General features: G+C 35.9%; 27 protein-coding genes and 1 tRNA gene. 26 read left to right on the top strand and 2 right to left on the bottom strand.

Annotated features, from left to right (window positions below):
- Window positions 1-95 precede the first annotated feature (95 nt).
- The 9 genes from cls (at window position 96) to H8S01_RS04160 (ending at window position 7,462) form a co-directional block, all read left to right on the top strand.
- Entirely contained in the window at window positions 96-1,694 is a 1,599-nt protein-coding gene (cls, locus tag H8S01_RS04200; protein WP_186836284.1) for a cardiolipin synthase, read from the top strand.
- Between the two features lie 151 nt (window positions 1,695-1,845).
- Window positions 1,846-2,082 carry an HPr family phosphocarrier protein gene (locus tag H8S01_RS04195; protein WP_021866419.1) on the top strand — a complete coding sequence of 79 codons (237 nt, stop codon included), beginning with the start codon at window positions 1,846-1,848 and terminating at the stop codon, window positions 2,080-2,082.
- 41 nt (window positions 2,083-2,123) lie between these two features.
- A complete protein-coding gene (locus H8S01_RS04190) occupies window positions 2,124-3,647 on the top strand; it encodes a DUF1538 domain-containing protein (RefSeq protein WP_186836283.1) in 1,524 nt (507 codons plus the stop codon).
- Window positions 3,648-3,679: 32 nt separating this feature from the next.
- Window positions 3,680-4,393 (top strand): P-II family nitrogen regulator, encoded by a 714-nt coding sequence (locus tag H8S01_RS04185; protein WP_021866421.1) that lies wholly within the window; start codon window positions 3,680-3,682, stop codon window positions 4,391-4,393.
- A 53-nt stretch (window positions 4,394-4,446) separates the two neighbouring features.
- A tRNA-Leu gene (locus tag H8S01_RS04180) sits at window positions 4,447-4,530 on the top strand.
- Window positions 4,531-4,622: 92 nt separating this feature from the next.
- Entirely contained in the window at window positions 4,623-5,219 is a 597-nt protein-coding gene (locus tag H8S01_RS04175) for a VanZ family protein (RefSeq protein WP_186836282.1), read from the top strand.
- 177 nt (window positions 5,220-5,396) lie between these two features.
- Entirely contained in the window at window positions 5,397-5,903 is a 507-nt protein-coding gene (locus tag H8S01_RS04170; protein ID WP_186836281.1) for a hypothetical protein, read from the top strand.
- A 136-nt stretch (window positions 5,904-6,039) separates the two neighbouring features.
- Window positions 6,040-6,579 (top strand): class D sortase, encoded by a 540-nt coding sequence (locus H8S01_RS04165; protein ID WP_186836280.1) that lies wholly within the window; start codon window positions 6,040-6,042, stop codon window positions 6,577-6,579.
- A gap of 13 nt (window positions 6,580-6,592) precedes the next feature.
- Window positions 6,593-7,462, top strand: coding sequence for a hypothetical protein (locus tag H8S01_RS04160; protein ID WP_186836279.1), 870 nt, complete (start codon window positions 6,593-6,595; stop codon window positions 7,460-7,462).
- A 109-nt stretch (window positions 7,463-7,571) separates the two neighbouring features.
- Here the strand turns inward: H8S01_RS04160 and H8S01_RS04155 are convergent, their stop codons facing one another.
- Window positions 7,572-8,255, bottom strand: coding sequence for a DUF6198 family protein (locus tag H8S01_RS04155; RefSeq protein WP_186836278.1), 684 nt, complete (start codon window positions 8,253-8,255; stop codon window positions 7,572-7,574).
- 147 nt (window positions 8,256-8,402) lie between these two features.
- Here H8S01_RS04155 and H8S01_RS04150 point away from each other — a divergent pair, with 147 nt between their 5' ends.
- The 5 genes from H8S01_RS04150 to H8S01_RS14280 all read left to right on the top strand — a co-directional run bounded on the left by H8S01_RS04150 (window position 8,403) and on the right by H8S01_RS14280 (window position 12,767).
- Window positions 8,403-9,293: a LysR family transcriptional regulator gene (locus tag H8S01_RS04150; RefSeq protein WP_021865446.1), complete on the top strand. Its 891-nt coding sequence runs from the start codon at window positions 8,403-8,405 to the stop codon at window positions 9,291-9,293.
- Between the two features lie 354 nt (window positions 9,294-9,647).
- Window positions 9,648-10,865 (top strand): aminotransferase class I/II-fold pyridoxal phosphate-dependent enzyme, encoded by a 1,218-nt coding sequence (locus H8S01_RS04145; RefSeq protein WP_186836346.1) that lies wholly within the window; start codon window positions 9,648-9,650, stop codon window positions 10,863-10,865.
- Between the two features lie 172 nt (window positions 10,866-11,037).
- A complete protein-coding gene (locus tag H8S01_RS04140) occupies window positions 11,038-11,481 on the top strand; it encodes an ImmA/IrrE family metallo-endopeptidase (RefSeq protein ID WP_186836277.1) in 444 nt (147 codons plus the stop codon).
- A 10-nt stretch (window positions 11,482-11,491) separates the two neighbouring features.
- Complete coding sequence (locus H8S01_RS04135) at window positions 11,492-12,169, top strand: hypothetical protein (RefSeq protein WP_186836276.1); 678 nt, start codon at window positions 11,492-11,494, stop codon at window positions 12,167-12,169.
- A 112-nt stretch (window positions 12,170-12,281) separates the two neighbouring features.
- The gene (locus tag H8S01_RS14280) at window positions 12,282-12,767 is read left to right on the top strand and encodes a hypothetical protein (RefSeq protein ID WP_243204194.1); all 486 of its coding nucleotides are present in this window, start codon (window positions 12,282-12,284) and stop codon (window positions 12,765-12,767) included.
- A 162-nt stretch (window positions 12,768-12,929) separates the two neighbouring features.
- Here H8S01_RS14280 and H8S01_RS04125 read toward each other — a convergent pair whose 3' ends face one another.
- Window positions 12,930-14,075, bottom strand: coding sequence for a Fic family protein (locus tag H8S01_RS04125; protein ID WP_186836275.1), 1,146 nt, complete (start codon window positions 14,073-14,075; stop codon window positions 12,930-12,932).
- Between the two features lie 619 nt (window positions 14,076-14,694).
- On the opposite strand from H8S01_RS04125, the gene H8S01_RS04120 reads away from it, so the two are divergent.
- From H8S01_RS04120 to purD, 12 genes are all read left to right on the top strand, one after another.
- Complete coding sequence (locus H8S01_RS04120; protein ID WP_186836274.1) at window positions 14,695-14,940, top strand: hypothetical protein; 246 nt, start codon at window positions 14,695-14,697, stop codon at window positions 14,938-14,940.
- A gap of 151 nt (window positions 14,941-15,091) precedes the next feature.
- Window positions 15,092-15,352, top strand: coding sequence for a hypothetical protein (locus H8S01_RS04115; protein WP_186836273.1), 261 nt, complete (start codon window positions 15,092-15,094; stop codon window positions 15,350-15,352).
- A gap of 63 nt (window positions 15,353-15,415) precedes the next feature.
- A complete protein-coding gene (locus H8S01_RS04110; protein WP_186836272.1) occupies window positions 15,416-16,150 on the top strand; it encodes a hypothetical protein in 735 nt (244 codons plus the stop codon).
- Window positions 16,151-16,356: 206 nt separating this feature from the next.
- Window positions 16,357-17,583: an AAA family ATPase gene (locus H8S01_RS04105; RefSeq protein ID WP_186836271.1), complete on the top strand. Its 1,227-nt coding sequence runs from the start codon at window positions 16,357-16,359 to the stop codon at window positions 17,581-17,583.
- A complete protein-coding gene (locus H8S01_RS04100) occupies window positions 17,576-18,280 on the top strand; it encodes an RloB family protein (RefSeq protein ID WP_186836270.1) in 705 nt (234 codons plus the stop codon). The genes H8S01_RS04105 and H8S01_RS04100 overlap by 8 nt, the downstream gene beginning before the upstream one ends.
- 125 nt (window positions 18,281-18,405) lie before the next feature.
- Window positions 18,406-20,142, top strand: coding sequence for an ABC transporter ATP-binding protein/permease (locus H8S01_RS04095; RefSeq protein ID WP_186836269.1), 1,737 nt, complete (start codon window positions 18,406-18,408; stop codon window positions 20,140-20,142).
- Complete coding sequence (locus H8S01_RS04090; protein WP_243204193.1) at window positions 20,139-21,803, top strand: amino acid ABC transporter ATP-binding/permease protein; 1,665 nt, start codon at window positions 20,139-20,141, stop codon at window positions 21,801-21,803. The genes H8S01_RS04095 and H8S01_RS04090 overlap by 4 nt, the downstream gene beginning before the upstream one ends.
- The gene (locus tag H8S01_RS04085; RefSeq protein ID WP_186836268.1) at window positions 21,803-22,186 is read left to right on the top strand and encodes a nitrous oxide-stimulated promoter family protein; all 384 of its coding nucleotides are present in this window, start codon (window positions 21,803-21,805) and stop codon (window positions 22,184-22,186) included. Before H8S01_RS04090 ends, H8S01_RS04085 begins: the two co-directional genes overlap by 1 nt.
- A gap of 78 nt (window positions 22,187-22,264) precedes the next feature.
- Window positions 22,265-22,765, top strand: coding sequence for a 5-(carboxyamino)imidazole ribonucleotide mutase (gene purE, locus H8S01_RS04080; protein WP_186836267.1), 501 nt, complete (start codon window positions 22,265-22,267; stop codon window positions 22,763-22,765).
- A 75-nt stretch (window positions 22,766-22,840) separates the two neighbouring features.
- Window positions 22,841-23,866: a phosphoribosylformylglycinamidine cyclo-ligase gene (gene purM / locus H8S01_RS04075; RefSeq protein ID WP_021865451.1), complete on the top strand. Its 1,026-nt coding sequence runs from the start codon at window positions 22,841-22,843 to the stop codon at window positions 23,864-23,866.
- Window positions 23,860-24,456, top strand: a complete 597-nt coding sequence (gene purN / locus H8S01_RS04070; RefSeq protein ID WP_021865450.1) for a phosphoribosylglycinamide formyltransferase — start codon at window positions 23,860-23,862, stop codon at window positions 24,454-24,456. The genes purM and purN overlap by 7 nt, the downstream gene beginning before the upstream one ends.
- A gap of 2 nt (window positions 24,457-24,458) precedes the next feature.
- Entirely contained in the window at window positions 24,459-25,739 is a 1,281-nt protein-coding gene (purD, locus tag H8S01_RS04065) for a phosphoribosylamine--glycine ligase (protein WP_186836266.1), read from the top strand.
- The last annotated feature ends 119 nt before the right edge of the window (window positions 25,740-25,858 follow it).

Below are 25,858 nucleotides of genomic sequence, written 5' to 3'. Positions count from 1 at the left end.
GCCAGGGAGTGGAAATAAAATAGAAAAAATGATATTATAAATATTAATCAGAGCAATTAGTCAGATAGAGAGTTATAGTGCAAGAGGTATTGAATATGAAGAAATCGACACAGAAACTGAAAAAAATAACAAGAGTTCTTTTTGGACGTACAGCATTTGTAATAATTGCAATTCTGATGCAGTTTGCATTTTTCTTCATACTTATCAACTGGCTGTACAGATATTCTGTGCTTATACATTTATTATTTGTACTTCTTGGTATGTTTGTTGTCATACATATTTTTAATGAGGATACCAATTCGGCGTTTAAGATGGCATGGATTATACCGGTGCTTATAATACCTATATTCGGAACCATGATATATGTATTTGTTAATCTGCAGCTTGGCACTAAGATTATGAGGTCTAGACTTGCATCGATTGATAAACAGCTGCATGAGAAAGCCAAAACAAGTGATGCAGTGCTCGAAAAGCTTAAAAGTGAGCTGCACGGAGAACGAGGGCTGGCTTCTTATTTACATAATGCCGGTGACTTTCCGGCGTATTATGATAATGATATTGAGTTCTTTCCGCTTGGCGAGTTCAAGTTTGAAGAGATGAAAAAGCAGCTCATGGCTGCAGAAAAGTTTATTTTTATGGAATATTTCATAGTGACTGACAGCTATATGTGGAGAAGCATTCTAGATATATTAAAGTTAAAGGCTTCACAGGGCGTAGAAGTCCGTTTTATGTATGATGGAATGTGCTCGCTTGCATTGCTTCCATATGGATATTACAAAGAACTTGAAAATATGGGAATAAAATCAAGACCGTTTTCACAGATAAAGCCGGTCCTTTCTACAGTACAGAATAACCGTGACCACAGAAAAATACTTATAGTTGACGGCAAGACTGCGTTTACAGGAGGAATTAATCTTGCTGATGAGTATATTGATAAACTTGACAGATTCGGACATTGGAAAGATACAGCAGTTATGGTAAAAGGCGATGCTGTAAAAAGTTTTACGTACATGTTTTTGAAAATGTGGAATGTAGCCGGTAAGAAGGACAGAATTGAACAGGAAGAAATTGATAATTATATTATTAATTTTGATAAGGATGAATGTCTGAATGATTTTGATTTGAAAAATGAACTTATCCGCAGTAATGGATATGTCATTCCATATGGTGACAGCCCATTTTCATCTGAGAGAATAGGAAAACGTGTATACATTGACATATTAAACAGGGCACAGCGATATGTTCATATTATGACACCATATCTTATATTGGATGATGAGATGATTGCCGCTTTGAGATATTGTGCAGCAAGGGGCGTTGAGACAACTATAATCATGCCGCATATCCCTGATAAGGTTTATGCATATCTTCTGGCAAGAACATATTATCCGGAACTTATAAAACATGGCGTTAATATATATGAATACACACCTGGATTTGTCCATGCAAAGGAATTCATAAGTGATGACTGCCGTGCGACTGTTGGAACTGTTAATCTTGATTTCAGAAGTTTATATCTTCATTTTGAGTGCGGAGCATATATTTATAAAAATGATGTTGTGGCAGATATCGAAAATGATTATCAGAAAACACTTGAAAAATGTCAGAAGATTACAGAAGAAGATTGTAAAAAATATCCGTGGCATAAAAAACTAATAGGACAGATATTAAGACTGCTTGCACCGCTTATGTAATATATTTTACAATTTTGCGTGAAATTTAAGGCGTTTCGGTTGTTTTTAATTTTTAAATGTAGTATTATCGGATTATCACAAACTAAAGTAAAAAACAGAAGGTACATATTTAAAGGATAAAAGTTCTTATGGTACCTGGAGGAGGATGAATATGTTTACAGTGACAGTAATGTTGGATTCAGTTGAAAAGGTGCAGAGATTTGTTAGTGTAATAAGCAAGTATTCTTGCTCGTTTGATATTGAGTCTGAACACAGTTGTGTTGATGCTAAGTCAATTGTAGGTTTATTCAGCCTTGATATCAGTAAACCTCTTCATCTTACAATACAGGATGAAGGAGCAGAACTTGAAGATATTTTGAGAGATATCCAGGAATTTATGGAATATTAATTGTAAATGTAAATTGTATATAAATAGACAGGAGTGAATTATTGAAGGTTTTAAATGCGAAACTTCGTGAGAAATTTATAGAAGCACTTAAAGCTGTGCTGCCTATAGTTGCAATTGTTCTGATTTTGGGATTTACAATCGCCCCGGTTACACCGAGTGTACTTCTTTGCTTTCTGGTAGGAACTGTAATGGTAATGGCTGGAATGATGTTTTTTACATTAGGTGCGGAGATGTCAATGACGCCGATGGGAGAAAAAGTCGGTGCATGTATGACAAAAAGTAAAAAAATAATATTCATTGTTATCATGTCATTTGTACTTGGCGTGATAATTACAATATCAGAACCTGATTTACAGGTTTTGGCTTCTCAGGTTCCATCCGTTCCCAATATGACACTTATATTGTCAGTTGCGGCAGGAGTAGGAGTCTTTTTGGCGATAGCTCTTATTCGTATGCTAATAGGAATTGCACTTCCGCCATTGCTCGCATTCTTTTACATTATAGTATTTATTCTTATGGCTTTTGTGCCTGAAAGCTTCAGGGCAGTAGCGTTTGATTCCGGTGGTGTTACAACAGGACCGATGACGGTACCATTTATAATGGCATTGGGAATTGGTATTGCTTCCATAAGAAATGATAAACATGCAGCGGATGACAGTTTTGGACTTGTTGCGTTATGCTCTATCGGACCTGTTCTTGCTGTAATGACACTTGGCATGATTTACAGACCGGCTGAGAGCAGTTACAGTGCTGCTGTGGTACCGGAAGTGGCTGATTCTGTGGAATTATGGCATCTTTTTGGGAGTGGTATGCCATCTTATATAAAAGAGATAGCAATATCAATGCTCCCTATTATAATAGTATTTGGAATTTTTCAGCTGGTTTCATTGAAACTTACAGGCAGAAGTCTCTTGAAACTCGTGATAGGACTTTTGTATACATATATAGGACTTGTACTTTTTCTTACAGGAGCAAACGTAGGATTTATGCCAGCGGGTAATTATCTTGGAAAGGTACTTGCGTCCCTTAATTATAAATGGATACTTGTCCCGATAGGTGCGTTGATTGGATATTTTATTGTTAAAGCAGAACCGGCGGTATATGTGCTTAATCATCAAGTTGAAGAAATTACAGATGGTGCAATATCAGCGAAAGCAATGGGAATAAGTCTTTCGGTCGGCGTTGCGTTGTCAGTGGCACTTGCTATGGTGAGAGTATTATGGGGGATTCCTATAATGTATTTTCTGATACCGGGATATGTGCTGGCTATATGGATATCATTTTTTATACCAAAGATCTTTACGGCAATTGCATTTGACTCGGGAGGGGTGGCATCGGGACCGATGACAGCAGCATTCCTTCTTCCACTTGCACAGGGGGCATGTGCAGCTGTCGGAGGCAATATTGTTGAAGATGCATTCGGGGTTGTTGCAATGGTTGCAATGACGCCTCTTATTACAATCCAGATTCTCGGCGTTGTATACAAAATTAAACAGCATACGTCTAAAGGTGAAGCAGTATATGCTTATGAAGCCATGGATGAAGATGCAATTATTGAACTTTAGAAATGCACAAATAAGATTGACGGAGTGTAAATATGAGTGAATTATATCTGATGGTTACTATTATCAATCGTAATCTTACAAAAAAGTTTATGGATTTTTATACAGATACCGGACTTGAAGTATCCATGACGGCAGCGGGCAGCGGAACAGCCGCCAATGAAATACTTGATTATTTTGGGCTTGAAGGCAGTGAGAAAAGTGTATTGTTTCATGTTGTGACAGATGGTAAGTGGAGTGAAGTGAAGCGAAAGCTTTCAAAAGAAATGAAGATTGACATTCCCGGAGTTGGGATTGCATTTGTAATCCGGATAAGCAGTATAGGGGGCAAGAAGGCACTTAACTATCTGACATGCGGGCAGGAATTTGTGAAGGGAGATGAATCTGTATTGAAAGAGACAAAGTATGAACTTGTTGTAGTTATTGCAAATCAGGGATATTCTGAAGATGTCATGGATGCGGCAAGGAAAGTGCATGCGGCAGGAGGAACAGTTATTCATGCAAAGGGAACCGGTGCAAAAAAAGCAGAAAAGTTTCTCGGAGTTACACTTGTTCCTGAAAAGGATATGATATTTATTGTTACAAAGACAGAGAATAAAAATGATATTATGAGAGCAATAATGGATGAAGCGGGATTTGAGAGCAAAGCCAAAAGCATTGTATTTTCAATACCGGTTACAGATACGGCAGGCATGAGGCTTATGGAAGAAATAGAAGAAAGCATGCACTTGACAAATAATAATACATAATATACAATATTATGAGTGCTTTGATGTTAATAACAGGCATTGGTTGTATATTTGCGGAAGTGTCGGAATGGCAGACGAGCAAGATTCAGGTTCTTGTGTGGATTATCCACGTGTGGGTTCAAGTCCCATTTTCCGCATTAATAATGTTTTGAGAAAGTCCCGTTAAGGGGCTTTTTTCTTATCACCGGGATGGGAAATATTAAAAAATAACATTGAATTGGTGGTGCATATGGCAGTTGATTATTCGAAGATTATTACGGATATATGTAAAGATATATTGAAACTGACGGATATGTTTCCTTATTTTATAATTGCAGCAGTTCTTATTACATGTTTTATATATACGATATTCAGATGGCATAAAAAATTAAAATTCGTATTGTGGTGTCTGTTTATATTTTATATTGAAGCATTATTGTGGATTACATTCTTTTCAAGGGAACCCGGAAGCAGAAGGGCAATTGATATGACATTTCTGTATACATGGGGATATACGGCTCAGGAACATGCTTTTTTTATAGAAAATATAATATTATTTGTTCCATTTGGCTTTATGATGCCATGCATTTTCAGAATGTTCAGGAAGATGCCGGTATGCGTTATGGGAGGATTTATATTCTCGGTTATGATTGAAGTTGTGCAATATATAACACAGAGAGGATACAGCCAGCTCGATGATGTTGTTACTAATACGGCCGGTGCACTGGCAGGCTGGATTGTGTGGGCTTTGATTGCAGGAATTATATATATGATAAAAAGAGTAATAAGAATATTGATGGGAAATATGTACAGCGTACATTCGCACAGAAATTTCAGAAGATATTAGGTACTTTTTACTTAACAGGTTTAGTAAAATTAGCACTTATTTACGTGCTGAATATGGCAGAAGTGCACAAAAATCAAAACAATTTTGATATATTTTCACGATTTTATTGACACATTTTTCTAAAGGTGGTATCTTAGTAGAGAACTAAAAAATACCATAAGAAAGGGAGATTTTATCATGAAGATTAAAAAGATTTCAGCTTTAGTATTATCTTTAATGCTCGTATTTGCTATGTCAATTTCAGCATTCGCAGCTTCTAAGGATGATATTATCAGCAAACTTCAGAGTGCAGGCGTTGCTACAGAGTATGTTAACGCTGCAAAGCAGTTCTTAGCAGACAACACAGTAAGTGATGAAGATGCTGCTTACGTTATCGCTAAGATTGATGCTGCAACAGCTACAGCTAATGGTGTAAAGGATATCGCTTCTCTTACAGCAGACCAGAAGTCAGCTATCATGGCAGATATCAAAGATGCAGCTGCTAAGCTTGGTGCTACAGTTTCATTTGATGCATCAACTAACACAATCACAGCTGTTAAGGATGGCAAGTCATATGTTGCTGCTCCTTCTGCTAAAGTAGTTAAGGATACAGGTTTCACAACAGCTGCTACAGTTGGTGTTGTTGCTGTATTAGCAATGGGATTAGTTGTTTGTGCATTCGTTAGCAAGAAGAAAGTTGCTTAATTGAATAATTATGCATAAACGTAAAAACGTTAAAAGAATACTGGCATATATCTATATGCCAGTTTTTCTTTCTTTAATTGGTTTTTTATTAGTTTTCATTTGCTTGTCACCATATATCAGTGCGGTATATTCAGTTATGTCGATTCTTTCAGGAGAGACAACTGAAACGACTGTTGATGTGTCAGGTGTTCCTGATTTTAAATTAGAGAATGCACAGAATCAGGAAGAGGAGATACCTTATTCATCTGATATGTATCCGGCTCTCGGTGAACTGTATGCACAGATTACATGTGAGAGACTTGGAATTAAAGAGAATATCTATTTTGGAGACAGCAGAACAGAATTAAGGAATGGTGTCGGTCAGTATGCCGGTACACCTATATTTGGTTTTGGTGCACCTATTCTTCTTGGCGGTCATCATGCCACTTCGTTTGCTCCTTTGGAATATGTTGAAATAGGCGATGTTTTTACAGTAGTTACTTCTTATGGAAAGTATACATATGAGGTATATGATACAAGAATTGCAGACCAGAATGACAGGTCAGCATTTGGTTTTGATAGTAATGAAGAGATTATAACGATGTATACATGTTATCCATTTACTCCGCTTACTTCATATACCCAGAGATTGTATGTATATGCAAGAAAAACATCCGGACCTAAGCTGGTATATTAGGAGGAGGTAGCATATGAAGAGAAAGTCAGAAAAGAAATCTAACTCAAAGAGAAAGTTTTATCCTTTGAGCATTATATTATCTTTTATATTAGCTGGTCTTCTTGCGATTGCCGGTTATCTTGTCGGAGCAAGCTTTGGAATATTCAGAAGCAATATCTTCCTTGAAAGTGCTGCAAAGACAGGATATTATGAGAGTGTCCATGAAAAATTCATTGAAAACGCAATGGATTTAGGTAAGCCGATGATGCTTCCTGATGAAGTATTTGAAGATATAGTGGATGTTGACAAGATGACATCTGATATAAAGCAGGTGTATAATTCAAGAATAGATAAAAAAGATATATCTGTTGACACAAGCAGTGTCAAAAAGAAACTTACAGATAACATATATAAATATGCACAGGATAATGATATTGCAATAGGCGACGAACAGAAGTCTGCTATTGAAGAATTTGTTACATCTATTGAAAAAGAGTATAAGACAGATGTTGATATAACATATATTAATTATTATGTCAGCTTCAGAAATATGTATAACAAGTTCTTTATCATACTTATTGTAATTCTGTTAGTGCTTGCTGTTGTAGACATAGTAATTACAATAAAAGACCATCATTATGTTCATAGAGGTCTTAGATATGTAACTTATGCTACGCTTGCAGCAGCTATAATGACAGGTGTGCTTCCGCTGTTTTTGTTTATTCAGGGCAGATATAAGCACCTTAATATCAAACCTGTTTATTTCTATAATATGTTTGTTGATGTTATTAATAAGAGTCTTTACTCATTTATGGCTGTATCAGTATTTTTTATACTTGTATCAGTAGGTTTGATAATAGCAACTGTTGTATTAAGAAAAAAAGCAGAAAAAGGACATAATTAATAAAATAATAAATAACAAGAGCCGCACGGTATGATTGAATAATCTGCTGTGCGGCTTTTCTTTGTAAAAAAGTGTCGTTTTTTTAATCAAATTGTCTTGCGTTACGGGTTTATGCAGACTGTTCATTTACAGACATGAAGGATTTGAAAGTCATATGACGGTCGATAATATTTCCGGCAATGCTTATGCCTTTGCCCATTGTAAAAGCTGCGACAATTGTTCCGATTCCAAGACCGTCGATGTGTCTTAAAAAGTAGCCTGTCATAAATGCTGTTGTTAAAAGGCATGTAACATCAAACCCAATTTTTATCTTTGAATATCTGACACCTGTTATATCAGCCATTTCGCGTGGAAATAAATCAGTAGGAACGATAGGAAGCTGACATCTGTTAGATAAAGCAATTCCGATGCAAAGAAGAATATAACTTATTACAAAGTAAAAAACACATGTTGGAATTGATTTTGGGAGAATATTAATCCACAATTCGTAAAAATCGAGCAGTTTTCCAAATACAAATCCGACAACAAAACTGAAAAGATATTGTGGAACGAATTTTTTTCGTAAAACCATAAGAGTGATGATAAGAATTCCCTGAAAAATATAAGTCCATGTACCGAGAGATATATGCGGCAGCACTTTTGAAAAAGCATAAGGTACACTTGAAATTGCCGAGATTCCTGCACCCGAATAAAGCATTAATACAACACCAAAGCTGTTGATAATTACGGCTGCCAGCAGGGCTAATTCACCCCTGAAAAGAAATGTCTGTTTTTTGTTTTCTAGATTTTCCATGATTTCCTCCTTAATAGAACGCTTTTAAATTTATCGCAGTGTGTGTTATTTTTCAAATAAATAGTTTTTATAAAACTATAGATAAAATCTATATAAAATGATATTATTTATTCGTCATTTTATGGAAATAAACAGGAGGGTAACTTCGTGAATCTTTTTCACATAAGATATTTTGTTAAGCTTGCCGAAGTAGGGCATTATACAAAGGCGGCACAGGAACTGCATATAACGCAGCCGAGTCTGAGCCATGCAATATCGCAGCTTGAAAATGAACTTGGTGTTCCGCTTTTTGAAAAAAATGGAAGAAATACAACACTTACAAGATTTGGGGATGAATTTCTGGCATGTGCAAAACAGACTATTTCAACACTTGACGGAGGTGTGGATTCCATACAGAGAGAAGCCAGAGGTGATGGTGTTATAAGGGTAGGGTTTCTACGTGCATTTGGAACACAGTTTGTTCCGCAGCTTGCGTCACAGTTTTTAAAAGAAAATAAAGATAATGAGATAGATTTTACATTTCATAGCGGAGCGACCAGAAAGCTGCTTAACGAGCTTGAACAAAAGAAGTATGACCTTGTATTCTGCTCAAAACCGACGGCTGAGTATAGATTTACAAGTGTTGCGGTAGAAAAGCAGATGCTGGTACTTATAACGCCGAAAAATCACCCGCTTGCGGCGAGAGAATCGGTTGAATTAGCGGAACTGATATCATATCCGATGATATATTTTACGAAAGAATCAGGTATGAGGGATGTTGTTGAACAGCTATTTGAGGCGGTAAAAGATAAGCCGAAGATAGCTTATGAAACAGAAGAAGACCAGGTTGTGGCGGGGCTTGTTGCACAAGGATTCGGAATCGCAATAGTTCCGTATATGGAATTGCTGCATAAACTGGATGTGAGTATAATACAGATAAGTTCACATCCATACAGCCGTGACTTGTATATGGTGAGTAATGAACAGATATATATGCGTCCGGCAGTAAGAAATTTCTATGAATTTGTACTTGATAAATATAAAAAACATGAAAATTAAACTTTTTGCTTGAATAACGCATAAAAAGGTGGTAAAGTTTATTTTAAAGGAAATGAAAAGAATTAAAAATAAACTTTCTGATATAAAAATAAACTTTTGGAGGGCATTATGGCTGACGGAACACAATTTACAGAACGCTTTAATGAACTTTTAAAGCAAAAAAACATGAAGCAGGTGGATTTGCTTACTGCGGCGGCAAATGAAGGAGTTAAGTTGTCGAAAAGCCAGATAAGCCAGTATGTAAGCGGTAGAGCAGTGCCGAGAAGAAATATTGGTGAATTTATTGCGATGACATTTGGTGTTGATGCTGATTGGCTTTATGGAGAAAAAATAGCTGAGAAAGGAAATATTAATATGCGTGAATTCAAGAAATCATCAAAGTTAGATAATGTCTTATATGATGTGAGAGGTCCTGTTGTTGATGAGGCAAACAGGATGGAAGAAAATGGTACACATGTACTCAAGTTAAATATAGGCAATCCTGCACCATTTGGATTCAGGACACCTGATGAAGTTATATATGATATGCAGAGACAGCTCACAGATTGTGAGGGATATTCAACTTCAAAAGGACTTTTTTCTGCGAGAAAAGCAATTATGCAGTATGCACAGCTTAAAAATATACCTAACGTTTCAATAGAAGATATATATACAGGAAATGGTGTAAGTGAGCTTATAAATCTTAGTATGTCAGCATTGCTTGACAATGGAGATGAAGTGCTGGTTCCAGCTCCTGATTATCCGCTATGGACAGCATGTGTAACACTGGCCGGTGGCAAGGCTGTTCACTACATTTGTGATGAGCAGTCAGAGTGGTATCCTGATATTGATGATATTAAGAAGAAAGTTACTGACAGGACAAAGGCTATTGTAATAATCAATCCAAATAATCCGACAGGTGCGTTATATCCAAAAGAAGTTCTTGATCAGATTGTTGAAGTTGCAAGAGAACATCAGCTTATAATATTTTCAGATGAAATATATGACAGACTTGTCATGGATGGCGAAGAACATATTTCAATTGCATCGCTTGCACCGGATTTGTTCTGTGTTACATTCAGCGGGCTTTCAAAGTCGCATATGATTGCGGGTTACAGAATCGGCTGGATGATTTTAAGCGGCAACAAGAGCATTGCAAAAGATTATATGGAAGGTCTTAACATGCTTTCTAATATGAGACTTTGTTCAAATGTTCCGGCACAGTCAATAGTACAGACAGCACTTGGCGGACATCAGAGTGTCAATGGATATATAGTTCCGGGTGGAAGAATTTACGAGCAGAGAGAATATATTTACAAAGCACTTAATGACATTCCGGGAATCAGTGCAGTTAAACCCAAGGCAGCATTTTATATTTTTCCTAAGATTGATACAAAGAAGTTTAATATATATGATGATGAGAAATTTGCACTTGACCTTCTGCGTGAGAAGAAGATTCTCATAATTCACGGTGCTGGATTTAACTGGGGAGAGCCGGATCATTTCAGGGTTGTATATCTTCCAAGAATTGAAGTTCTTAAAGATGCAGTAGATAAGATGGAAGACTTTTTAAAGACTTATAAGCAAAGATAATACAGATTTTAATATGCTGTAAAAATATATTTATTTTAATTGCAGTGTGTATATGCCATATGGGTGTATGCACACTGCTTTTTTGCTGTATTAACAAATAGCTGAATTAACGGATATTAAAGGAAGTAATGAAAAAACTATAAAATCACTGCCAATTGGTATCTCGGATTATGTGCGTGCACAATCGGAATATTATTATGTTGTAAAGAAGCTGGCAGAAGATTTAAGGGAGAATTATTATACAAGGAATCCTTTTGAATTAGCAGAAAAGTACGGAATAAGAGTAGTTGTAAGTAAAATGCTTCCGATAGACAGGAAAGCATATACGATAAGGTCGGATAATTATCCAACAATTATAATTATTAATGGAAGATATGAGCATAAAAGCCAGCTGGTTTTGTGTGCACATGAATTAGAACATGCACTTCTTCATTCAGATGATATTAATAATTTTGCGGTAACAAGTAAAAATGCATTTAAAAATGTTGAATATGAGGCTAATCTTTTTGCTGTATCGCTGCTGTTTAATGAAAATGATTTTAATATGAAAGTCTTAAATATGAGCAATTATCTGCTTAAGCAGGTACTTGATTATAATATTGCGGTTGAAGAGTAGGGGAAGATATATGTATGAGGTAATGTCAAAAAAACTGCTGGTTATTAATATACTTGATATTCTTAACAAATATTCAGATGCTGAACACAGACTGAAACAAAAAGATTTTATTGATATTCCTAGAAAAGAATATGGTATGGAAGTAGACAGGAAAGCCGTAAGAAGAAATCTGTCATATCTGTTGGAATGTGGATATGATAAGGATGAAGAAAGTTCTCGAAAAAAGAAAATTTTTCAAAGAATTATTGCAATACAGAATATTATAAAAGCAAGGTTAGACGGAAACATAAAAAATGAATATACATATTCTGATTTCAATGAAATAAAAAAACAGATAGCATTTATGAATATTAACAAAAGAGGTGGTTCATCTTCTACTGATTTCAAAGAACTTAATAAGTATGCTGAAAAATACAAAGAATTTATAAAAAGAGAAATAGAAATAATTAATCCTGATTATATTATATGTTGCGGCTCATATTGGCAAATTATTGATCATGTATATGATTATTTTAAAAGCAAGAAAGAATGGGGAAATAGGAAAAAATCGGAGCCAGATATAGATATGTATTATAAACTTAATATAAAAGGAAAAATAGTTCCAGCTTTTAATGTATTTCATCCTTCTGCAATAAAACGTAATCAGGAATATGAAGACTTAATAAATAATATATTTGACAAATTATGATTGCACAAAACAAATACTAAGCAATAGCATTCATGTACTAATATAGTCCCACGCCTTTTATATAATTAATAATAGATACGTAAGTTATTAACTATGGGAAAGGTGTGGGATTATGTTATTTTATGAGGCATCTGCCAAGATTCAAAGTTGTAGAATTGTAGAAAAATATTTGAAAAATAGTAATGGTGAACGAAGTATCCATGATCAGGATGAGAGAATCGGGTGTGATCTTGAGGATTGTGCAATAGAGTATTCGGGTGAGCATGAGTATAAGATTGTTGTATTTGTGTGTTATATAGATACGAATATATCTAATGGAAGAGTAGAATTCAGGGTTATTTCTAATAATTATAAGGAAAATGCGATGGAGCACATATATGGCTATATCGAAAAATGCGGTATAAAAATATATGATTTTATTATTACAGTTAATGGAAGAAAAGATACTGTTACTCTTTCATATGAAGAATACAAAAAAATGAAAGCCCACATAGAATTATTGGAACTACTGGCAGAAGCTGAAGATGATGTAAAAAATAAAAGAATGGCACCAATATCTGAAACATTTGATGATTTACTGAACATGCTTCAAGGGTAAATATGATATATTTTTATTGTTTAGAATTGCTTTAAATTAACGTGTCATTAAATTATGTACTTTGCCCACTGGTCCTCTATGTTACTATACATAGTGGGCTGGTGGGCATTTTTCGCATTATAAAAAATTCTAATTAAATGTCATCTGTTTGATGCTTACCTTTTAGGTGTCCTTACGAAGGATATTAAGATATTCAATATATGAATAAATCTTAGCCTTTCCCGATTTATCTGTTTGCTCCAATATTTCATCATCAATCAGGATAGAAACCACCTTTGCCACAGTATTATACGACATTTCAAGTGCAGTAGCGGTTTTCTGAATATCAATAATAGGATTAGATTCCAAATAGGCAAATACTTTAAGGGCACTGGTACGCTGTCTCTTTGTTAAAGCATCAAATAACTTTAAGTTTTTATCGTGTAATTCAGTAAGTTGGTCAATTGTATGGATTGCATCCTCCGCAGAATCTGCAAATGCCTGAAGGAAAAAAGAAATCCATTGCTCATAATCACCAGTACGTCGTACCTGAGTCATACGATCATAATATTCGATACGGTTCATCTTTAAGTAATAAGAAATATAAAGTGCCGGAGTTGACAAAATACCTTTTTCCATCAAGAAAAGAGTGATGAGAAGTCGTCCTACACGTCCGTTACCATCAAGGAATGGGTGTGTTGTTTCAAACTGGTAGTGAATTAAGGCAGCCTGAATCAATGGATCGAGGGTATCATCACTATTTATATACTTTTCAAGTTCAGACATAGCAGTTAACATATCTTCCGGGTTTGGTGGAATATATCTGGCGTTCTTAAGCGTACTTCCTTGACCGCCAATCCAGTTTTGCGAATATCGGAATTCCCCGGGATTTTTTTCCTGTCCTCGTGCACTTTCCAAAAGAACTGCGTGAGTCTCTTTAATTAAACGGTTGCACAGAGGCAATGTTTTTAGTCGCTCAAGTGCAAATTCGGTTGCACGAATATAGTTGACAACATCAGAAACATCTCTATTAGTGTTATTTTCAATAAGAGGATTCAAGATATCCTCAAGAGTACACTGTGTGCCTTCAATCTGCGAAGAAAGAAGTGCTTCTTTTCTAACATACATGGAAACGAAAAGCCCCATGTTAGGTATACGAGATGATAATCCTTCAAGTGTTGCTATTTTCTTATTAGCATCAATAAGTTTCGTAAGAAGCTCTCCAGATACCTCAATAGGAGGATTGGGTGGAAGAGGAGCCGGGCGAAAAGATTCATAAGCCATTTCGCCTGATAGATTACTTACAAATGTTCCAGCTCTATTTGTCATGATTGTTTCCTTTCCTCCGAAAAACGGAAAATGAAATTTCTAATGTTATTTTAGCATAGAATTTTCACTTTTTCAAATTATAATGAAAATATATTGTGATAGAAATTTCATAAAATTGCATTTTTATGAAATTTCATAGATAAAACTGCACTGGAAATTTCAAGTTAATAACTTATTTATTATTAAATCCTATCTGGATTTAACACATAAGTTCTTATCTATTAATTATAATCTACCATATTGCATTGAAAATACACCCTTTATATAATTAAATTATATTAGATTCTTAATTGGGTGGCATTTTGAAAGTTGTTTATAATAACATATAGATAAAATACCGCAAAGGATAAAATTGTGAAAGTTCAATATAAAAACTCCATCACAATCTAATTGATTTTAATCATATCTTCTTTTAAAATTATAAATAGTTTCACATATATATTTGTTGTATTTATATTAATCGAATCAATAAACCCTCTATGATTAGATTTTCATGTGCATATAGTTGCTTATCAAGCAAATTATTCATATTGACTCAATAAATTCCAATGAAGGAAAATATGAGATTGTAAATAAGTATCTTACAGTAATTTTAACTAATTTTGAACAAGATTGTTTCATGATTAAATCTGAATTAGGATTCACAAATATTGATATGCCAATAGAATATGTTTTTTCATATATAACTGATGAAGAAAAACTTCTTATTGATCAACTTATCGAAAAAGATATGGGAATTATGGCGATTCCAGAGGCAACAAAAATCAAATTATCCAAATTGAACAGGGTTGTTATTAATAATAATGTATGGTCTGGAATAAGTACCGATACCTTAGAAATATATAGAAGCACTTTGGATTTATAAGCAAAGTGGAAGACAAACCACATGTCAAAAGAAACTATGCCTGCTGTCTTTAGGAGGTTTCTATGAAAACTATGACATCAATTATTAAAGAAGACGGCAGCCCGGTACAGGTTACTATTCAGGAAGGGAATAATAGAAAGAATTATCAGGTATGCTACGCAAGTCGCCGTCTTACGATTATTCATATGCCCTGCTTATAAAAAATATTGATAAGCAGGTTACGATTGGCGGTGACCGTTACAATTATGCAACCGAATATTATTCAGGAAAAAAGATTATGTTTACAGGTGACTTTACAAAAATGTTAAACGGTGATTCGGCGATAATGTTTGGTATATACAAGGGAACAGATATTAATGATATTCCCGGATTTGATGCTTATTTTTTGGAATTTCATAACGGAGATTTCTAGAAACTATGCAATTTTGTAAGATTTTTTGTGGAATTATACATAATGATTTGAAGGGAGATACATATGATTAAAAGAAAGTTAATCAGTTCCGCATTGATATTGGCTCTTGTTATGACTGTTGCAGGATGTGGTAATGCAAAAAATAAAAGTAACAGTGAACAAAATAATTCACAGATAGCACAGGAAACGACACAGGCGGCTGCTGAAACAGCAAAGGCAGAAGAAAAGACTACCGGAGAGACAAAGCCGTCGGTTGATTATTCACCATATGATGAATTGATAAAAAAAGCTGCCAATATACTAAAAAACGGTTATTCAAGTCAGGATAAAGTTGATATATCACCTGTGTTCTTTTATAAGCAGTCAGGATATGAGACACTTGGATATATCAAAAAAGACCTTGATAATGATGGCATAGATGAGTTGATTTTTGGCGGAACAGTGAATGAAGACGGAACCACAATAATCTATGATATATTTACAATTCAGGATGGCACGGATGTTCATGCAGTTGCAGGCTGGGAACGCAATACATATTATCTGTGTACAGACGGAACAATCGCTAATGAAGGTTCAAGCGGTGCCGCATATTCCAACTGGACATATTTTAAGTATTCCAATGCAAAGCTGGATATGAAAGAAACTGTGTATACAGATGACAAGGTGCCAGGACAGAAGTATTATTATGCTACTGATGTTGCTTTAAAAACAGAAAAGCCTATAAGTGAAGAGCAGGCAAAAGAAATCAGGGGAAAATATACATACGAAAAGCTTCAGTTTACTCCGTTTGTAAATTAATTTAAAACTAAATATTTAAAGATATTGTAAAACGATATAATAAGATATGCGGGATATTCACGGCTGTGAATATCCCGCATATTTTTTAATATAACTAATTATAATATAAAATATGAGAATTTATCTCAAATATATGTTGTAAAAATGAGAAAATGGATATAATATATTATATAAGTAAGAAGTTTTGATAAGTGGAGGTAAATAATATGTTATGTCAATTTACAGTGAAAAATTTTAAGAGTATACGGGAAGAGATAACGTTTGACATGCAAGCTGCTGCGATTTCTGAGCATGAAGACAGAGTTATAAATTGTACAGATGGGGAATTATATTTGCCGGTATCGGCGGTATACGGTCCGAATGGCGGTGGCAAATCAAATGTTTTGGAAGCATTGCATAGTCTGGTTATGAAAGTGTTGAGACCATTATATGCGACAAGTAATAATGAAGATATTGCAATAAGGATGAAGAAGCTTATTATAGAGCCATTTGCTTTTGATAAAGAGACAATTAATGAGCCTACAGAATTTGAATTGTTCTTTAGAACTGCATTGGCTGAGTATAGATATGAATTAATTGTAAAAAAAGAAGTAATCGAATATGAAAGATTGGATCGTATAAAATTAGAAACAGGGCGAAAATCTGCACTTTTTGAACGGGATAAAAAAGAAATTAGATTAAAAGGTACATTTGCAAAGTTAAAAACAAGTGATGAATTATCAGACACATTGCCATTGTTATCTTATCTGGGAATAACTTATAGTAAAAATGATGTAGTTCGGGATGTGTTGGGCTGGTTTGATGAAGGAATTGCTTTTTTAAATTATGGAAATCCTATGCAGGAATTGCGTATGGCTGTATCAAAATCTGAAGATGTAAAAAGACTAATGCTTCAGATGATTCAGGAAATGGATTTGGATATTATAGATTTTCGTGTTGAAGAAAATGAAAATGACCGAATTGAGGTTTTTACAAAGCATATAGTAAATGACTATGAAGCTGAATTGAATTTATTTGATGAGTCAAGTGGAACAAAAAAATTATTTGGTCTTCTTCCTTTTATTGCAAAAAGCCTATTGAGAGGAACAACACTTGTAATTGATGAACTGGATGCAAAGATACATCCGGTATTGTTGAGATATCTTATTATGACATTTAGCGATATGGAAAAGAATAGGAATGGTGCACAACTGATTTTTACATCACATGATTTATCTACTATGAACAGCGAAGTATTCAGAAGAGATGAAATATGGTTTGTTGCTAAAGGCCAACGTCAGAATTCAAAATTGTATTCTCTTGTAGAATTTAAGAATAAAAAAGGAGAATCAGTACGAAAAGACGCTAAGTTTGATAAGCAGTATCTTGAAGGAAAATATGGTGCCGATCCTTACTTGAAAAAAATTATAGACTGGGGGAAGGTAAATGGCTAAGAGAGGTGGACAGAAAAAAGAAAATTGGAAGAAAAAGCGAAAACAGGAATATTTGGAAAAGAAGGAGTTTAGATATTATATCTTCTGTGAAGGTCAAGCAACAGAACCTAAGTATTTTCAGGGGTTTAAAAGGTATATTGAAGATAATCCAATTTATCGGGATATGGTTTTGATTGAAATTGAAGGATGTCAGGCTGAGACAATGCGGGTAATTGGAAGAGCCGAAGAGTATGTAAGTGATAATAAAATTGCCAAAGGGGAGATATGGTGTGTTTATGATAAAGATAGCTTTCCTTCAAGTGATGTTAATGGAGTCGTTCAGAGAACAAAAGCATTAAATCAGAAAAATCCCAATATTCAGTATCATGCAGCATGGAGCAATGAGTGTATTGAGTTTTGGTTTATGTTGCATTTTGCATATTATACATCAAATAATCACAGATCAGAGTATGTGAAATTTTTAAATGAAAAATTTCAGGAACTTGGGATCGGTAAGTATGAGAAAAATATGAATAATATATTTGAAATATTGATGAAGTCAGGAAATCCGAAATTGGCAATTCGATATGCTAAAAGAATTATTGAGAATGGAGTGGGAAAAACACCTGCACAGATTGCACCGGGAACAAAGGTGTATGAACTGGCAGAAGAATTAGCAAAGTACTTGCCGGAAGAAATACAAAAATATTTTTATTAGTTTTTCCCTAAAATTCCCACCCATTTTTATAAAATATTAATTTGAACAGATGTAAGTTATATGATATATTTATTAGTGTAAACTAACAAAAGTTCGCTGCAAAAGAAGAAAGGAAACTTACATTTATGATGATTAATAAAAGGCTGATTGGTACAGTCAAAGAAAGTAAAAAGTATATAGCACTCAATGTTGCGATACAGTGGTGCTCGCTTGCTGCCAATGTTGTCATGATGGCGGCAATATCCGTGCTTCTTGCATCTATGGCAGAAAAAAATGTCACAAGGACAAGAATCTATACAACTATAATAATAGCGGCAGCAGCGGTTGTCATAAGATTTCTGTGTGCGGTCGGGATGTCCAAGATGAGTTATCTTTCATCAAAGGCAGTAAAGAAAACACTGCGTGAAAAGATATATGAAAAGTTATTAAAGCTTGGAACTTCTTATCAGGAAAAGGTTCAGACATCAGAAGTTGTACAGGTTGCGGTAGAGGGTGTTGACCAGCTTGAGACATATTTTGGTGCGTATCTGCCGCAGTTTTTCTATGCAATGATTGCACCGCTTACTTTATTTGTGATTTTATGTTTTATAAATGTTCCGTCTGCGGTTGTACTTCTTATATGCGTTCCGCTTATACCTGTTGCGATAGCGGCTGTGCAGACATGGGCAAAAAAACTTCTCAGTAAATACTGGGGCAGATATACGGCACTAGGCGATACTTTCCTTGAAAATCTTCAGGGACTTACAACATTAAAAATCTATCAGGCAGATGAATTCAAACACAAACAGATGAATGAGGCATCTGAAGAATTCCGTAAAATTACTATGAAAGTGCTCACAATGCAGCTTAATTCGATTACGATAATGGATTTAATCGCATATGGCGGTGCGGCACTTGGAATTGTAATGTCTGTTACTCAGTTTAAGGCAGGGCATATCGGTCTTGCCGGGGCGATTTTTATAATACTTCTTTCGGCTGACTTTTTCATACCGATGAGACAGCTCGGAAGCTTCTTTCATATTGCAATGAATGGTATGGCATCAAGCGATAAGATATTTAAACTTCTTGATTTGCCGGAAGATAATAATGAAAACGGAAAAGAGTGTCCGCAGGATGGAGATATAGTGTGCAAAAATCTCGCATTTTCATATGATGATGACAGGGAAATATTGCATGGAATTGACATGGTATTTAAAAGTGGCAGCTTTACAGCTGTTGTCGGTGAGAGCGGCTGCGGAAAGTCAACAACTGCGGGAATTATTATGGGACATATGAAAAATTATACGGGAAATGTGACAATAGACGGCAATTCACTCTCGCAGATAAGCGAAGCAAGCCTTATGAAGCATATTACATATGTAGGGCATAACAGCTATCTTTTCAAAGGAACAGTAAGGCAGAATCTTCTTATGGGAAGTCCGGATGCCAAAGATGACAAACTATGGGAAATGCTTAAAGAAGTTAATCTTGCAGATTTCCTTAAAGGCGAGGATGGACTTGATACTAAGCTTCTTGAAAAAGCATCTAATTTTTCCGGCGGGCAGTGTCAGAGACTTGCACTTGCAAGAGCATTGCTGCATGACAGTCCTGTATACATTTTTGATGAGGCAACGTCTAATATTGATGTTGAAAGTGAAAATGAAATAATGGAAAGAATATACGAACTTGCAAAGACAAAGACAGTAATTCTTATTTCACACAGACTTGCAAACGTAACAGGAGCAGATAATATTTATGTTCTTGAAAGCGGCAATGTGGCAGAGTGCGGAACACATGAAGAACTCCTTGACAGACACGGAGTTTATGAGAAACTCTGGAATGCACAGCAGGAACTTGAAAGTTTTGGAAAGGAGACAGCATGAATACACATAAAAAAAGAAGCGGATTTAAAGTCATGACAAATCTTATCGGACTTGTTAAACCGATGACAGGATATATGATTCTTGCAATTCTGATGGGACTTATGGGACATCTTTGTGCATCATTTATAACGATTTCGGGCGGATTTGCAATATTAAGTGTCTTAGGAAAAAATAGTCTGCATCTGGCTGTTATATTTGCAGCAATGGCAGGAATGGCGGTACTCAGAGCTGTGTTAAGATATGCGGAACAGTCATGCAATCATTTTATTGCATTTAAGCTTCTTGCATTAATAAGAGATAAGGTATTTGGAGCATTGAGAAAGCTCTGTCCGGCGAAGCTTGAAGGACGAGACAAAGGTGATTTGATTTCTGTAATTACATCTGATATAGAACTTCTTGAAGTATTCTATGCACATACGATTTCACCTGTTGCGATAGCAGCACTTTTTACGGTGATAATGTGTATTTTTATCGGAAGCTATAATCCTCTGCTCGGTGTTATTGCACTTGCAGCTTATATTACAGTAGGTGTTATAATTCCACTTGCAGTTTCAAAGTTAAGCGGTGACATGGGACTGGTTTTTCGTACAAAATCAGGTGAATTATCAGCATTTGTGCTTGACAGTCTCAGAGGACTGCCGCAGATACAGCAGTTTGGAACAGGCAGAAAACGTCTTGCACAGATGAATGAAAAAATGGAAGAACTCAGCGAAAATGAAGCAAAGATGAAGTGCTTTTCGGGAAGGAATACAGCAATTACTAATACAGTGATTTTGTTTTTTGACGTATTAATACTTTTTGCAAGCGGAATGTTATTTGTAAACGGAGCGGTTGAATTTGATGGTGTGCTGATTCCTGTTATTGCACTTATGAGTTCTTTTGGGCCTGTTGTTGCACTTGCAGCACTTGGAAGCACATTACAGAACACATTTGCAGCAGGAAACAGAGTCCTTGATATTCTTGAGGAAAAGCCGGTTGTAGAAGAGGTCAGCGGAAAGCAGAATATAGAATTCAATGGGGCATCATCAGAAAATGTTACATTTGCATATGGAGATGAGACAATTCTTGATAATGTGTCAGTTGATATACCGAAAAATTCTGTTATAGGAATTGCAGGACGAAGCGGAAGCGGAAAATCGACATTTTTGAAGCTTTTTATGCGTTTCTGGAATGTGGATAACGGAAGCATCAATATTTCCGGGAAAAATATTAATGATGTAAATACTTCAAATCTTCGAGATATGGAGAGCTTTGTTACACAGGAGACACATCTTTTTGCGGACAGCATTAAAAATAATATTAAAATAGCAAAACTTGATGCAACAGATGTGGAAGTTTATGAGGCATGTAAAAAAGCGTCTGTGCATGATTTTATAATGGGACTTCCAAAAGGATATGACACACCTGTAGGAGAACTTGGCGGAACGCTTTCAGGTGGCGAAAAACAGCGAATCGGGCTTGCAAGAGCATTTTTACATAATGCGGATATGATGCTTCTTGATGAACCGACAAGTAATCTTGACAGCCTTAATGAAGCTGTAATTCTTAAATCTCTTCATGAAGAGAGAAATGGAAAGACAATTGTGCTTGTATCGCACAGAAAATCAAGCATGCGTATGGTTGACCGTGTATACAGCGTGGAAAACGGAAGGATGAGCTGATGAAAGATAAAGAAAGTAAAATGTCAGCAGAAAAAATACAGTCAAAAAGGGAGCAGGAAAAAGAGGTTGTCTCCCTTATGATTGGTTTGTACTGTAAAAAGAAACATAAAACAAAAGGCGTGCTTTGTGATGAGTGTAAAAAGCTTGACGATTATGCAAAGTTAAGAAGTGACAAATGCCCGTTTATGGAGACAAAGACATTTTGTTCTAACTGTAAAGTTCATTGTTACAAGCCGGAAATGAGAGAAAAAATACGTGAAGTTATGCGTTTTTCCGGTCCGAGAATGATTTTTTACCATCCATATCTTGCAATAAAACATGTAATAGAAAGCAAAAAAGAAAAAAAGCGGCTTGAGGTTGACGAGTTTAACAAGATAAAGTAAAATAGAAAGAAGAATTTTTAGCTTTTTTTCTTTGCACCATTAAGGCGGCATTGAATCAAAACAGGAATGGAGGAAATTATGGCTAAAGTTGGTATTGTTATGGGAAGTGACTCTGATATGCCTGTTATGGCAAAAGCAGCAGACATCCTTGAACAGTTGGGTATTTCTTATGAGATGACTATTATCTCTGCACACAGAGAACCGGATGTGTTCTTTGAGTATGCAAAGACAGCAGAGGAAAAGGGATTTAAGGTTATTATTGCAGGTGCAGGTATGGCAGCACATCTTCCGGGTATGTGTGCAGCAATATTCCCTATGCCGGTTATCGGTATTCCGATGCATACAACATCTCTCGGAGGCAGGGATTCACTTTATTCAATAGTACAGATGCCATCAGGTATTCCTGTTGCAACAGTTGCAATTAACGGTGGTGCCAATGCAGGACTTTTAGCAGCAAAGATTCTTGCAACATCAGACCCGGAACTCCTTGTTAAGTTAAAGGATTACAGCAAGGGCTTAAAAGAGAGCGTACAGAAGAAGGACGCCCGTCTTCAGGAAGTAGGATATAAGAATTATTAATTTCTTTATGTGTTAATTAATTTTAATTAAAAATAAAATAAATTTTTGCATGAAATGCATAATATGGAGGAAAAAATGGATTACAAAAAAGCTGGTGTAGATATTGAGGCAGGTTACAAATCGGTAGAGTTAATGAAGGAACATGTTGCAAAGACAATGAGACCTGAGGTACTTACAAATCTTGGTGGATTTTCAGGTGCGTTTTCTATGGAAAAGTTCAAAGGCATGGAAAAGCCTACACTTGTTTCAGGTACTGATGGTGTTGGTACAAAGTTAAAGATTGCATTTACAATGGACAAGCATGATACAGTAGGTATAGACTGTGTTGCCATGTGTGTAAATGATATTGCATGTGCCGGTGGCGAACCTTTATTCTTCCTTGATTATATTGCCTGTGGCAAGAATGAGCCTGAGAAAATTGCTCAGATTGTTAAGGGTGTTGCTGACGGATGTATTCAGTCAGAGTGTGCGTTAATAGGTGGCGAGACAGCAGAGATGCCTGGTTTTTATCCTGTTGAGGAATATGACCTTGCCGGTTTTGCAGTAGGCGTTGTTGATGAGAAAGATCTTATAACAGGCAAAGATATCAAAGCAGGAGACACTCTTATCGGTATTGCGTCAAGCGGTGTCCACAGTAATGGATTTTCACTTGTAAGAAGTGTATTTACTATAACAGAAGAATCACTTAATACATATTATGATTCACTTGGAAAGACTCTCGGTGAAGCATTACTTGCTCCGACAAAGATTTATGTTAAGACATTAAAGGAAATCAAGAATGCAGGTGTTCGTATCAAGGGATGCAGCCATATCACAGGCGGCGGTTTCTATGAAAATGTTCCTAGAATGTTACCAGAAGGTGCACATGCTGTAATTAAGAAAGACAGCTATGAAGTACCACCAATCTTCAAGATGCTTCAGAATGACGGTGAGATTGAAGAAAAGATGATGTATAACACATTCAACATGGGTATCGGTATGGTACTTGCAGTTGACAGTGCAGATGTTGATAAGGTTCTTGCAGCAGTAAAAGCAGCCGGTGAGACAGGTTATGTAATCGGTGAAGTAAAGGCTGGCGAGAAGGGAGTTACAGTATGCTAAGAATTGCGGTGATGGTATCCGGAGGCGGAACTAATCTCCAGGCAATTATTGATGGTATTAAGGATAAGACAATTACCAATACGGAGATTGCTGCTGTAATAAGCAATAATGCAGATGCTTACGCACTTACAAGAGCAAAAGATAATGGAATAGAAGCAATATGCGTTTCTCCTAAGTCATACGAGACAAGAGACGAGTTTAACAAGGCTCTTCTTGAGAAGGTTAATTCACTTAATGTTGACCTTGTTGTTCTTGCAGGATTTCTTGTTAAGATTCCTGAAGAAATGGTACATCAGTATTCACACAGAATTATTAATATACATCCATCACTCATACCATCATTTTGCGGAGTTGGTTTTTATGGACTTCATGTTCATGAGGCTGCACTTGCAAAAGGCGTAAAGGTGACAGGTGCTACTGTTCACTATGTTGATGAGGGAATGGATACGGGCGAGATTATATTCCAGAAAGCAGTTGAAGTTAAAGAGGGCGATACGCCTGAGATTCTTCAGAAAAGAGTTATGGAAGAAGCTGAGTGGAAGCTTCTTCCGGCTGCCATTAATATGATTGCCAATAAAGAAAGGAATTAGATATGAAAGTACTTGTAGTTGGAAGCGGCGGACGTGAACATGCTATCTGCTGGAAGATTTCACAGAGTCCTAAGGTTGATAAGATATATTGTGCTCCGGGTAATGCAGGAATTTCACAGATCGCTGAATGTGTTGACATCAAGGCGATGGAATTCGATAAGCTTGTTGCATTTGCTAAAGAAAAAAATATTGATTTAACAGTAATTGGTATGGATGACCCACTTGTCGGCGGTATTGTCGATGTATTTGAGGCAGAAGGATTAAGAGTATTCGGACCGAGAAAGAATGCGGCTATCCTTGAAGGCTCAAAAGCATTTTCAAAAGATTTGATGAAAAAATATAACATTCCTACCGCAGCATATGAGACATTCACATCTGCCGATGATGCAAAAGCATATCTTGAAAATGCAGAGTATCCTATCGTATTAAAAGCAGACGGACTTGCACTTGGTAAGGGTGTTCTTATCTGCCCTACAAAGGAAGAAGCACTTGCTGGAGTTGATGAGCTTATGCTTGATAAGAAATTCGGATCTGCCGGAAATACAATTGTTATAGAAGAGTTTATGACAGGACGTGAGGTATCTGTATTATCATTTGTTGACGGTAACACAATCAAGATTATGTCATCTGCACAGGATCACAAGAGAGCAAAAGATGGTGATCAGGGGCTTAACACAGGCGGTATGGGTAACTTTTCACCGAGTCCTTTCTATACAAAGGAAGTTGATGATTTCTGTCAGAAATATGTATACCAGCCTACGGTTGATGCCATGAAAGCAGAAGGAAGACCATTCAAGGGTGTTATTTTCTTCGGACTTATGCTCACACCTAAGGGACCAAGAGTCCTTGAGTACAATGCACGTTTCGGTGACCCTGAAGCACAGGTTGTTCTTCCGAGAATGAAGAATGATATAATTGATGTATTTGAGGCCTGCATTGACGGAACACTTGATAAGATTGACCTTCAGTTTGAAGACAATGCATGCGTATGTGTTGTTCTTGCTTCTGACGGATACCCTCTTTCTTATGAAAAAGGATTTGAGATTACAGGTATGGATAAATTCCATGATGATGAAGGATATTTCCTTTTCCATGCAGGAACAAAGTTTAATGAAGAGGGCAAAGTTGTAACTAATGGCGGACGTGTACTCGGTGTTACCGCATTGGGCAAGGATTTAAAAGAAGCCCGTGCAAATGCGTACCGTGCTACGGAATGGGTTGATTTTGCAAACAAATATATGCGTCACGATATAGGAAAAGCTATAGACGAAGCAGACGTTTAAGATATTATGAGAAGCATGCCCATATGTGTGTGCTTCTCATATTGTATAAATAAGAGGCTGCGTTATCGTAACACCGTTTTTTGGCAGTAAGTGCTGCAATTTTTAAATTATTATTAAGT

The organism is Lachnospira hominis (ex Liu et al. 2021) (assembly GCF_014287955.1).
In the GTDB taxonomy this organism is placed as follows: domain Bacteria; phylum Bacillota; class Clostridia; order Lachnospirales; family Lachnospiraceae; genus Lachnospira; species Lachnospira hominis.
Note: the sequence above shows the minus strand (reverse complement) of the source record. Positions and strands in the feature narration are given on the sequence as shown.

Bases quoted from the DNA above. Each gene is read 5' to 3' on its own strand.
- cls (WP_186836284.1), top strand. From the start codon at position 96: ATGAAGAAATCGACACAGAAACTGAAAAAAATAACAAGAGTTCTTTTT.
- H8S01_RS04195 (WP_021866419.1), top strand. From the start codon at position 1,846: ATGTTTACAGTGACAGTAATGTTGGATTCAGTTGAAAAGGTGCAGAGA.
- H8S01_RS04185 (WP_021866421.1), top strand. From the start codon at position 3,680: ATGAGTGAATTATATCTGATGGTTACTATTATCAATCGTAATCTTACA.
- H8S01_RS04175 (WP_186836282.1), top strand. From the start codon at position 4,623: ATGGCAGTTGATTATTCGAAGATTATTACGGATATATGTAAAGATATA.
- H8S01_RS04170 (WP_186836281.1), top strand. From the start codon at position 5,397: ATGAAGATTAAAAAGATTTCAGCTTTAGTATTATCTTTAATGCTCGTA.
- H8S01_RS04165 (WP_186836280.1), top strand. From the start codon at position 6,040: ATGTCGATTCTTTCAGGAGAGACAACTGAAACGACTGTTGATGTGTCA.
- H8S01_RS04160 (WP_186836279.1), top strand. From the start codon at position 6,593: ATGAAGAGAAAGTCAGAAAAGAAATCTAACTCAAAGAGAAAGTTTTAT.
- H8S01_RS04155 (WP_186836278.1), bottom strand. From the start codon at position 8,255: ATGGAAAATCTAGAAAACAAAAAACAGACATTTCTTTTCAGGGGTGAA.
- H8S01_RS04145 (WP_186836346.1), top strand. From the start codon at position 9,648: ATGCGTGAATTCAAGAAATCATCAAAGTTAGATAATGTCTTATATGAT.
- H8S01_RS04135 (WP_186836276.1), top strand. From the start codon at position 11,492: ATGTATGAGGTAATGTCAAAAAAACTGCTGGTTATTAATATACTTGAT.
- H8S01_RS14280 (WP_243204194.1), top strand. From the start codon at position 12,282: ATGTTATTTTATGAGGCATCTGCCAAGATTCAAAGTTGTAGAATTGTA.
- H8S01_RS04125 (WP_186836275.1), bottom strand. From the start codon at position 14,075: ATGACAAATAGAGCTGGAACATTTGTAAGTAATCTATCAGGCGAAATG.
- H8S01_RS04120 (WP_186836274.1), top strand. From the start codon at position 14,695: ATGATTAAATCTGAATTAGGATTCACAAATATTGATATGCCAATAGAA.
- H8S01_RS04115 (WP_186836273.1), top strand. From the start codon at position 15,092: ATGCTACGCAAGTCGCCGTCTTACGATTATTCATATGCCCTGCTTATA.
- H8S01_RS04110 (WP_186836272.1), top strand. From the start codon at position 15,416: ATGATTAAAAGAAAGTTAATCAGTTCCGCATTGATATTGGCTCTTGTT.
- H8S01_RS04105 (WP_186836271.1), top strand. From the start codon at position 16,357: ATGTTATGTCAATTTACAGTGAAAAATTTTAAGAGTATACGGGAAGAG.
- H8S01_RS04100 (WP_186836270.1), top strand. From the start codon at position 17,576: ATGGCTAAGAGAGGTGGACAGAAAAAAGAAAATTGGAAGAAAAAGCGA.
- H8S01_RS04095 (WP_186836269.1), top strand. From the start codon at position 18,406: ATGATGATTAATAAAAGGCTGATTGGTACAGTCAAAGAAAGTAAAAAG.
- H8S01_RS04090 (WP_243204193.1), top strand. From the start codon at position 20,139: ATGAATACACATAAAAAAAGAAGCGGATTTAAAGTCATGACAAATCTT.
- H8S01_RS04085 (WP_186836268.1), top strand. From the start codon at position 21,803: ATGAAAGATAAAGAAAGTAAAATGTCAGCAGAAAAAATACAGTCAAAA.
- purE (WP_186836267.1), top strand. From the start codon at position 22,265: ATGGCTAAAGTTGGTATTGTTATGGGAAGTGACTCTGATATGCCTGTT.
- purM (WP_021865451.1), top strand. From the start codon at position 22,841: ATGGATTACAAAAAAGCTGGTGTAGATATTGAGGCAGGTTACAAATCG.
- purN (WP_021865450.1), top strand. From the start codon at position 23,860: ATGCTAAGAATTGCGGTGATGGTATCCGGAGGCGGAACTAATCTCCAG.
- purD (WP_186836266.1), top strand. From the start codon at position 24,459: ATGAAAGTACTTGTAGTTGGAAGCGGCGGACGTGAACATGCTATCTGC.